General features: G+C 69.7%; 8 protein-coding genes. 4 read left to right on the forward strand and 4 right to left on the reverse strand.

Annotated elements, in window-relative coordinates:
- Window positions 1-144: 144 nt before the first annotated feature.
- Window positions 145-1,632, reverse strand: a complete 1,488-nt coding sequence (gene pgi / locus HUU96_RS06470) for a glucose-6-phosphate isomerase (protein WP_174292018.1) — start codon at window positions 1,630-1,632, stop codon at window positions 145-147.
- 99 nt (window positions 1,633-1,731) lie between these two features.
- Here pgi and lepB point away from each other — a divergent pair, with 99 nt between their 5' ends.
- The 4 genes from lepB (at window position 1,732) to HUU96_RS06490 (ending at window position 6,076) form a co-directional block, all read left to right on the forward strand.
- Window positions 1,732-2,532 carry a signal peptidase I gene (lepB, locus tag HUU96_RS06475; RefSeq protein ID WP_174292019.1) on the forward strand — a complete coding sequence of 267 codons (801 nt, stop codon included), beginning with the start codon at window positions 1,732-1,734 and terminating at the stop codon, window positions 2,530-2,532.
- On the forward strand, window positions 2,481-3,200 hold the full coding sequence (gene rnc / locus HUU96_RS06480; protein WP_174292020.1) for a ribonuclease III: 720 nt from the start codon (window positions 2,481-2,483) through the stop codon (window positions 3,198-3,200). The genes lepB and rnc overlap by 52 nt, the downstream gene beginning before the upstream one ends.
- Window positions 3,197-4,090: a GTPase Era gene (gene era / locus HUU96_RS06485; RefSeq protein WP_174292021.1), complete on the forward strand. Its 894-nt coding sequence runs from the start codon at window positions 3,197-3,199 to the stop codon at window positions 4,088-4,090. Before rnc ends, era begins: the two co-directional genes overlap by 4 nt.
- Window positions 4,091-4,183: 93 nt before the next feature.
- Window positions 4,184-6,076 (forward strand): potassium transporter Kup, encoded by a 1,893-nt coding sequence (locus tag HUU96_RS06490; protein ID WP_174292022.1) that lies wholly within the window; start codon window positions 4,184-4,186, stop codon window positions 6,074-6,076.
- Window positions 6,077-6,104: 28 nt separating this feature from the next.
- On the opposite strand, the gene HUU96_RS06495 is transcribed toward HUU96_RS06490, so the two are convergent.
- The 3 genes from HUU96_RS06495 to HUU96_RS06505 form a co-directional block, all read right to left on the reverse strand.
- Window positions 6,105-7,400, reverse strand: a complete 1,296-nt coding sequence (locus HUU96_RS06495) for a glycosidase (RefSeq protein ID WP_254605056.1) — start codon at window positions 7,398-7,400, stop codon at window positions 6,105-6,107.
- A 35-nt stretch (window positions 7,401-7,435) separates the two neighbouring features.
- Window positions 7,436-8,746 (reverse strand): hemolysin family protein, encoded by a 1,311-nt coding sequence (locus tag HUU96_RS06500; protein ID WP_174292024.1) that lies wholly within the window; start codon window positions 8,744-8,746, stop codon window positions 7,436-7,438.
- Between the two features lie 54 nt (window positions 8,747-8,800).
- A partial coding sequence (locus HUU96_RS06505; protein ID WP_174292025.1) for a nucleoside deaminase occupies window positions 8,801-9,194 on the reverse strand: 394 nt, incomplete at its 5' end.

Below are 9,194 nucleotides of genomic sequence, written 5' to 3' on the forward strand. Positions count from 1 at the left end.
TTTGCTCGCCGAGGCGTGGGTCGGCAGCGGTCGGCGCGGCGACGATCAAGACGCGGCGGGCGTTCCTCATGCCGGCGACCGTCGCCGGCGCTGCGAGCAGCGGCGATGCCGCGAGCCCGGCCAGCAGGGCGGCAATCCCTAGCCTCATCCGAACGCGCGCTTCATCAGATCGGTGGTGGAAGGGTCGAAGTCGCCGCCCCCCTTCTCCGCCGCCTTGGCCATCTCCTTGCCCAGCTCGACGCCGAACTGGTCGAACGAGTTGATCTGGAGGATCACGCCGTTGACGAACACGCGGTGCTCGTAGAACGCGATCAGCGCCCCCAACGTCCGCGCGTCGAGCTGGTCGAGCAGCAGCGTCGACGACGGCCGGTCGCCCGAGTAGCTGCGCGCAGGGTCATCGGCCTGCTTGCCCTTCATCAGCGCCGCGCCTTGCGCAAAGGCGTTGTTGAGGAGCGCGCGATGATGCTCCTCCGGCAACGTATCGCCCGGCTCGATCACCGCGATGAACTCGACCGGTACCAGATGCGTGCCCTGGTGGAGCAGCTGGAAAACCGCGTGCTGCGCGTCGGTGCCGACCCCGCCCCAGGTGATCGCCGCCGAGGGGCGGCCCAGCGGCTGGCCATCGACGGTCACGCCCTTGCCGTTCGACTCCATCTCCAGCTGCTGGAGGTAGCTCGGCAGCAGCCGCAGCCGCTCGTCATAGGCGAACGGCGCGCGCGTCTCGGCGTGGCGGACCTGGGTGTAATAGAGGTCGGCGAAGGCGGCGAGGGCGGGCGCGTTCTCGTGCAGCGCAGCGAGGCGGAAATGGCGGTCGACCTCCGCCGCGCCCTCCAGCATCTCCTCGAACCGGTCCCAGCCCAGCGCCAGCGCGGCGGGAAAGCCGATCGACGACCAGAAGGAGTAACGCCCGCCGACGCCCTCGTTGAACGGCAGCACCCGCGTCTCGTCGACGCCCCACTCGACCGCCTTGTCCGGTTGCGCGGTCAGGGCAACGACGCGACCATAGGGATCCTCGACGCCGGCCTCCGTCATCCAGGCGATGACGCTGTCGGCGTTCATCAGCGTCTCGGTGGTGGTGAAGGTCTTGCTGGCGACCAGCAGCAGCGTCGCGGCGGGGTCGAAGTCGCCGAACACGTCCTCCAGCGCCATGCCGTCGACATTGGAGACGATCGCGACGTCATAGCGCCCCGCCTCGCGGCCGAGCGCATCGACCAGCAGATGCGGCCCCAGCGCCGAGCCGCCGATGCCGACATGGAGGATGTGGCTGACCGGGCCGAACGCGCCCGCCTCGATCGCGTCGACCAGCTGGCGCATCCGGTCGTGATAGCCGCGCGCGACCGCGACGATCTCCGCCGCGCCCTCGCCGCGCTCATGGGTGTGGGTGACCGGCCGGTCCTCGGTGACGTTGACGTGCTCGCCGGCGAACAGCGCGTCGCGCCTGGCCGCGAGATCGCGGCTGGTCGCCAGCGCCGCGAACGCCGTCACCAGCTCGGGCGTCAGGTGCGTCTTGCTCCAGTCGAAATGGATGCCGGCAAGGTCGAGGCTGAACCGGCCCAACCGCTCGGGATCGGCTTCGAACAGCTCGGTCAGCCTGGTCTGGGGAAGTGCCTCGATCGCCGACCAGTCGCTCATCGTCCCGTTCCTCTATCCGTCCTGCCAGGCGCAACGGTCGGCGGGGCGCATGGCTCCCCCGGCTTGACCTTGGCGCGGCCATAGGCGAGTCCGCATCCCATGGCCAAGTCCGCCCCCGCCACTCCCCGATCCGAAGCGAGCGAGACGCTGCGCTTCCTGCTCACGCTGGCGCTGATCGTGCTGATCGTGCGCTCGTTCGTGTTCGCGCCCTATTCGATCCCGTCGGAATCGATGCTGCCGCGGCTGTTCATCGGCGACTATCTGTTCGTCACCAAATGGAACTACGGCTTCTCGCGCTGGTCGCTGCCCTGGGGCTGGCCGCTGATCCCCGGCCGCGTCCTGCCGCACACGCCGGAGCGCGGCGACGTGGTGGTGTTCCGCTCGCCGCCAGCCCCCGACGAGCATGACGTCATCAAGCGGGTGATCGGCCTGCCCGGCGATACCATCCAGGTGCGGCGAGGGCAGGTGATCCTGAACGGCGTCGCCATCCCTAAGGCGCGGGTGGCGGACTTCGTCATCCCGGTCACGCCCAACTACCATTGCGACGCGCAGTATCAGGACACCGATGCCGGCCGGCCGGTCTGCCGCTATCGCCGCTATCGCGAGACGCTGCCCGGCGGGCGCAGCTACGACGTGCTCGACCGTGGCTATTTCGCCGACCGCGACGACACCGACCTCTACACCGTTCCCGCCGGCAACGTGTTCCTGATGGGCGACAACCGCGACGACAGCGCCGACAGCCGCTTCGCCCCGCCCGCCGGCATGGGCTATGTCCCGCTGGAGCGGATCGAGGGCAAGGCGCAGGTCAGCTTCTTCTCGACCGACGGCTCGGCGAGCTGGGTAAAGCCATGGACCTGGGCGAGTGCCGCGCGCTGGAGCCGCATCGGGGAAGGGTTCTGAGCGAGCGTCCGGGCGATCTCGCCGACTGGCTGGCAGCGACGTTCGGCCGCGCTCCCGCCGACATCGCGCCCTATGAGCAGGCGCTGACCCATGGCAGCCTGTCGTCCGACAATTACGAGCGGCTGGAATATCTTGGCGACCGTGTGCTCGGCCTGGTTATGGCGGAGTGGCTGTTCGAGCTGTTCCCCGACGAGCCGGAGGGCCAGTTGTCGAAGCGGCTTAACGCGCTCGTCACCGGCCCGGTCTGCGCGGACATAGCGCGGGCGATCGGCGCGCGCGATCATCTGCGTCTGGGCAAGCAGGCGCGCGACGACGGCGCGACCGACAGCGACAACATCCTGGGCGACGTGACGGAGGCGCTGATCGGGGCCTGGTACCGCGAGGCGGGGCTCAACGCCGCGCGCGGCTTCATCCGCGCCGCCTGGGGCGATCGCGTCACCCGCGCCGGCAAGGCCCCGCAGCACCCCAAATCGGCACTGCAGGAATGGGCCGCCGCCAAGGGTCGCGCCAGCCCCGAATACAGCATCCGCGACCGCTCGGGCCCCGGCCACGCACCGGTCTTCACCGTCGCCGTCGCCGTCGGCCGGCTGAGCGCCGAGGCGAGCGGCAGCAGCAAGCAGGAGGCGGAGACGGCGGCCGCAAAGGCGTTGCTGGAGAAAGTGGCGTGACCCAGCATTGCGGCCTCGTCGCCGTCGTCGGCGCGCCCAACGCGGGCAAGTCGACGCTGGTCAATGCGCTGGTCGGCCAGAAGGTCGCGATTGTCAGCCCCAAGGCACAGACGACCCGCACCCGCCGGATGGGCGTCGCCATCGAGGAGGAGGCGCAGCTGTTGCTGGTCGACACGCCCGGCATCTTCGCGCCGCAACGCCGCCTCGACCGGGCGATGGTCGCGGCAGCCTGGGGCGGGACCGAGGGCGCGGACCTCCTCGTGCTGGTGGTGGACGGCAAGGGCGGGCTGGGCGAGAAGGTGGAGCGGATCGTCGAGGCGCTGCAGGGCCGAAGCGAGCCGTTGTGGCTGGTCCTCAACAAGGTCGACCTCGCCGACAAGCCCAAGCTCCTCGTCCATGCCGAGCGCCTCAACGCGCAGCTCCGCTTCGCCGAGACCTTCTTCGTGTCGGCACAGACCGGCGACGGCGTGGCCGAACTGAAGCACGCGCTTGCCGCGGCGATGCCGGCGGCGCCGTGGCATTATCCGGAGGATCAGGTCAGCGACGCGACCGAGCGGGCGCTGGCGGCGGAGGTGACGCGCGAGCAATTATATCTCCAGCTCCACGCCGAGCTGCCCTATGCCAGCGCGATCGAGACCGAGCGCTATGAGGAGCGCGCCGACGGCTCTGTCGAAATCCACCAGCAGATCATGGTCGAGCGCCCAACCCAGCGCGCGATCGTGCTGGGCAAGGGCGGCGCGCGCATCAAGGCGATTGGCGAGCGCGCCCGCACCGAGCTGGCGGCGTTGATGGAGCGGCCGGTGCACCTCTATCTCCACGTCAAGGTACGGCCGGGTTGGGACGAGGATCGCGAGGTCTATCGCGACCTGGGGCTCGACTGGGTGGAGTGACGCCCCGACGCATCGGGGCTTTGTACGGTCATCGTCCGCACCGATGCGGCGGACGGCGAGGCTGTGCGTTCGGTGGTCTGACAGGAGGGGCCGATGGACGTGCAGCGACCAAGGAGCGGGCGGCGGCTTTTCCAGCGGTCGTCGATGGCGGCGGGGCTGGCGGCGCTGGGCATCGTCTATGGCGATATCGGCACCAGTCCGCTCTACGCCTTCAAGGTCGCGGTCCAGGCGGCGGGCGGCAATGCCGGCGTCGCGGCGGTCGGCGTCGCTTCCCTGATCATCTGGTCGCTGGTGCTCGTCGTCTCGGTCAAATACGCGGTGCTGATCCTGCGTGCCGACAATCATGGCGAGGGCGGGGTGGTGGCGATGCTGGCGTTGCTGGGCGCGCGCGATGCCGCCCCGCGCAGCCGCCATGCCGCGCTGCTGCTGCTCGGCCTGGTCGGTGCGGCGTTGCTGTATGGCGACGGCGCGATCACGCCCGCCATCTCGGTGCTGAGCGCGGTCGAGGGGCTGAAGGTCGATGCGCCGCATCTCGGTCCGGCGGTGCTGCCGATCACCGTCGCGATCCTCATCGCGCTGTTCCTGGTTCAGGCGAAGGGCACCGGGTTCATCGGCCGGATCTTCGGGCCGGTGATGCTGGCCTGGTTCGGCATCGTCGCCCTGCTCGGGGTGGGAGCGCTGGTCCGCCATCCCGCCGCGCTCGACGCGCTCGATCCGGCCCGCGCGATCGGGTTCGTGGCGCACGCGCCGCTCAAGGTGAGCTTCGCGGTATTGGGCGCGGTGTTCCTCGCGGTGACCGGCGGCGAGGCGATGTACGCCGACATGGGCCATTTCGGCCGGTTTCCGATCCGGCTCGCCTGGTTCGCGGTGGCGCTGCCGGCGCTGGTGCTCGACTATCTGGGGCAGGCGGCGCTGATCGCCGTCGATCCCCGTGCCATCGACAACCCGTTCTACGGGCTTGCGCCGGACTGGGCGCATTATCCCCTGGTGCTGTTCGCGACGGCGGCGACGGTCATCGCCAGCCAGGCGATCATCTCCGGCGTGTTCTCGCTGACCCAGCAGGCGATCCAGCTCGGCTTCCTGCCGCGGCTCGACATCCGCCACACCGCGGCCGACCAGGAAGGGCAGGTGTACCTGCCGCTCGCCAACTGGCTGCTGGCGGCGGGGACGCTGGCGGCGGTGCTGATCTTCCGCTCCTCCGACGCGCTGGCGGGCGCCTACGGCATTGCGGTGTCGGGGCTGATGGCGATCTCGACCTTCCTGGCGGCGCTGATCGCGATCCGCTGGGGCTACAACCCGGTGCTGGTGGTGGCGGTGAATGGCGGGTTCTTCCTGCTCGACCTGGTGTTCTTCGCCGCCAACGCGATGAAGCTGCTGGAGGGCGGCTGGTTCCCGCTGCTCATCGCCGGGGTGATCGCGTTCCTGATGCTGACCTGGCGCACCGGCGTCGGGCTGATCGAGCAGGCGCGCGCCCATCTGCGCGAGGACGAGGCGGCGTTCCTCGCCAAGCTCGACGAGGCCGCGCCCTGCCGCAGCGACGGCATCGGCGCGTTCCTCAGCGCCGCGCCGACCGGCGTGCCGCTGGCGATGACCCACCATGTCCGCCACAATCGCGCGCTGCAGAAGCGGCTTGCGCTGGTGTCGGTGACGATGACCGACAGGCCGTTCGTCACCGATGCCGAGCGCGCCACCGTCACCCGGCTGGCCCCCGATATCGACCGGGTGGTGCTGCGCTTCGGGTTCATGGACGATGTGGCGATCCCCAAGGGGCTGGCCTGTGCCGGCCTGTTCACGGCTGCAGAACTCGACGAGGTCAGCTATTACATCGGCCGGGAGACGGTAATCGCCGATGCCGGCATCCGCGGCATGGCCCCATGGCGCGAGGCCTTGTTCATCTCCATGCAGCGCAACACCGCCCCGACCGGCAGCTCGTTCTGCATTCCCTCGCAGCAACTGGTCGAGATCGGCACCGAGGTCAGGATCTGACGTCGTCAGCCGACCCCTTGCGGCACCGTCACTCCATTGCCGCGAGCAGTCGCTGGACGTCGACGATCGCGAACCCGGTATAAGAGTCGGCGGCACCATAGGGCAGCAGCAGCGTGCCATCCTTGACCACTCCACCGCAGCTATAGACGACGTTCGAGACATAGCCGTCGCGCCCCGCTTCTTCGGGGCGGAGCAGCGGTCTCGGTAGGCGTTTGAGCACCTTGGCCGGGTCGTCGCGATCCAGCAGGCAGGCACCGATCGTGTAGTTGCGGATCGTCCCCACGCCATGGGTCAGGAGCAGCCAGCCCTCGTCCAGCTCGATCGGCGAGCCGCAATTACCGATCTGGGCGAACTCCCAGGCGTAGCGCGCCGTCATGATCTGCTGGCGGACGGTCCAGGCGACCAGATCGTCCGACTCGGCGAGCCACAGGCTTTCGCCGTCCTGCCGGCTGACCATCAGGTATTTGTCGTCGACCCGCCGCGGAAAGATCGCGCCGCCCTTGCTTCCGGCGATCTCGCCGGTGATCGGCCACAGGTCGAAACAGTCGAAATCATGGCCTTCCATGATCTGCAGCTGCGATCCGTCGGTGCCGACCGCCGTGTAGCTGCCGAGATAGCGGATGCTGTCGTCCGGCTCGACTAGCCGGACGAGGCGCATGTCCTCCAGCCCGCGCGCCTGGCTCGGCAACACGGGAAACAGCACGCTTTCGGAGGCGTGCCGGCTATCGGTGAAGGTGATCTGCGCACCTCCGTCGGGATGTTCCTCGATCTTGGGCGACACCGCGATCTTGCTGTGCTCCTCCAGCTTCAGCTGCTCGCCGCCGTCCCAGAGCAGCGCGCGGAAGGTGATCGACGAAATATGTCCCTCGCCGATCCCGCGCAGCGATGTGATGAGCCGCACCGATCCTTCGGGGACCTTGTCCTGACGCGGATGGAGCATGACGCTGGGGTTGAACAACGCCGCCGCCTCGAACGCATATTCCTGCGTGACATAGCCCCCGAACAGCAGCTGGCGGCGGTCGTCGAGATCGCGCACGCCAGGCACCAGTTCGGCCGCCGCCAAGGCGTTGCGGCGCAGCGTCGCCGGCGCGTCGCGGTGCCGGCCGTCAAGCCGCTGGTCGGTGAAGCGCAGCGCCAGGTCGAGATGCGCTTCGTCGATCGCACGCACCTGCGCCAGCACGCGGTTGAGGCGGCCGTCATGACCGTCGCCGCGATCGGCGGCGGTCGCGAGATCGAACGGCCGCAGCACGGTGCGCTCCGGATCGGGCCGGAGCGTCAGCTCCAGGCGGCGGGCGAGCGGTTCCTCGGCCGTGACCGCCGCCAACAAGGCTTCCGCATCCTGCCCGTCGCTCATACCGCCTAAATCCCACTCACCAGCAGCTTGTCGATCCGTCGCCCGTCGAGGTCGACCACCTCGAACCGCCAGCCCTGCTCGACGAAGCTCTCGCCTTCCTGCGGCAGGTGCCGGAACGAGGCCAGCGCCAGCCCGGCGACGGTCGCATAGTCGCGGTCCTCCGGCAGGTCGATGCCGAGCCGGTCGGCGAGCGCATCGGCCGCCATCGTGCCCGCGACCAGCAGGCTGCCATCGTCGCGCTCGACCACATTGGGGTCCTCGTCGGGATGGGTGTCGCTGGCGAACTCGCCGGCGATCGCGGCGAGCAGGTCCGCCGGGGTCACGATCCCCTCGAAATGGCCGTATTCGTCGTGGATCAGCGCCATCGGCACCTCCGCCCCGCGCAGTGCGTCGAGCGCGTCCATCGCGTCGATCTGGTCGATCACCACCGGGGCCTTGCGCATCAATACCTTGAGGTCGAGCGGCTGTCCCCGGAATAGCGCCGCGGCGATGTCGCGCGCCTGGACGACGCCGACCACCGCGTCGATCGAGCCGTCGCCGACCGGCAGCCGCGTGCGCGGGCTCTCCAGCAGCTTGGTACGGATGTCGTCGGCCGACAGCGAGCAGTCGAGCCAGTCGACGTCGGTGCGCGGCGTCATCACTTCGCGTACCGGCCGGTCGGCGAGCCGCACCACGCCGGAGATGATCGAGCGCTCATGCTCCTCGATCACGCCGGACTTCGACGCTTCGGCGACGATCAGCTGCAGCTCCTCGGCGGTGACCTGATCCTCGTTGGTGCGGTTGAGGCCGAGCAGGCGGAAGAACAGCCCGCTGGTCGAATCGAGCAGCCAGACCAAGGGCGCGGTGCCGATCGCCAGCCACCGCATCGGCAGCGCCATCGTCGCCGCGATCGGCTCGGGATTGCGCAGCGCGACCTGCTTGGGGATCAGCTCGCCCGCGATCAGCGAGACGATCGTGGTCAGGCCGATGACCAACGCGATGCCGACATCGTGCGCGGTGTCCGGGGCGAGGCCGGTCCGTGCCAGCCGCGCCGCAACCGGCTCGCCCAGGCTCGCGCCGGAGAACGCGCCGGTGACGACCGCGATCAGGGTGATGCCGATCTGCACCGTCGACAGGAACTTGCCCGGATCGGCCGCAAGGATGATCGCCGCCTGTGCGCCGCGCGCGCGGCGGGGGTGCGCCCGCGCCATCGCCTCGAGCCGCGCCTTGCGCGCCGAGACGATCGCCAGCTCGCTCATCGCGAAGACACCGTTGACCGCGATCAGCACCAGCAGGATGACGACGTCGATCCAGGGGAAGGGAGGGAGCGGCGCCATCGGTGCGGCTCCCTTGTGCCGCGCTTCCGTGCGGGGGGCAATGCGGCTTTGCGATCAGGACCGCCGCTCGGCGAAGAAGGCGCGCAGCAACGCCGCCGCTTCCGCCTCGGCGATGCCGGCATAGACTTCCGGCCGGTGATGGACCGTCGGCTGCGCGAACAGGCGCGGGCCATGCTCGACCGCGCCGCCCTTGGGATCGGGCGCGGCATAATAGAGCCGGGCGATGCGGGCATGGGCGATCGCGCCGGCGCACATCGCACATGGCTCCAGCGTCACCCACAGGTCGCAATCCTCCAGCCGGTCGCGGCCCAGCGCCGCCGCCGCCGCGCGCAGGGCCAGGATCTCGGCATGGGCGGTCGGATCGCACAATGTCCGCGGGGCATTGCCGGCGAGGGCGATCACCTCGCCGCCGCGCATCACCACCGCGCCAACCGGCACTTCCCCGGCG

This window comes from Sphingomonas bacterium (genome assembly GCF_903644135.1).
In the GTDB taxonomy this organism is placed as follows: domain Bacteria; phylum Pseudomonadota; class Alphaproteobacteria; order Sphingomonadales; family Sphingomonadaceae; genus Sphingomonas.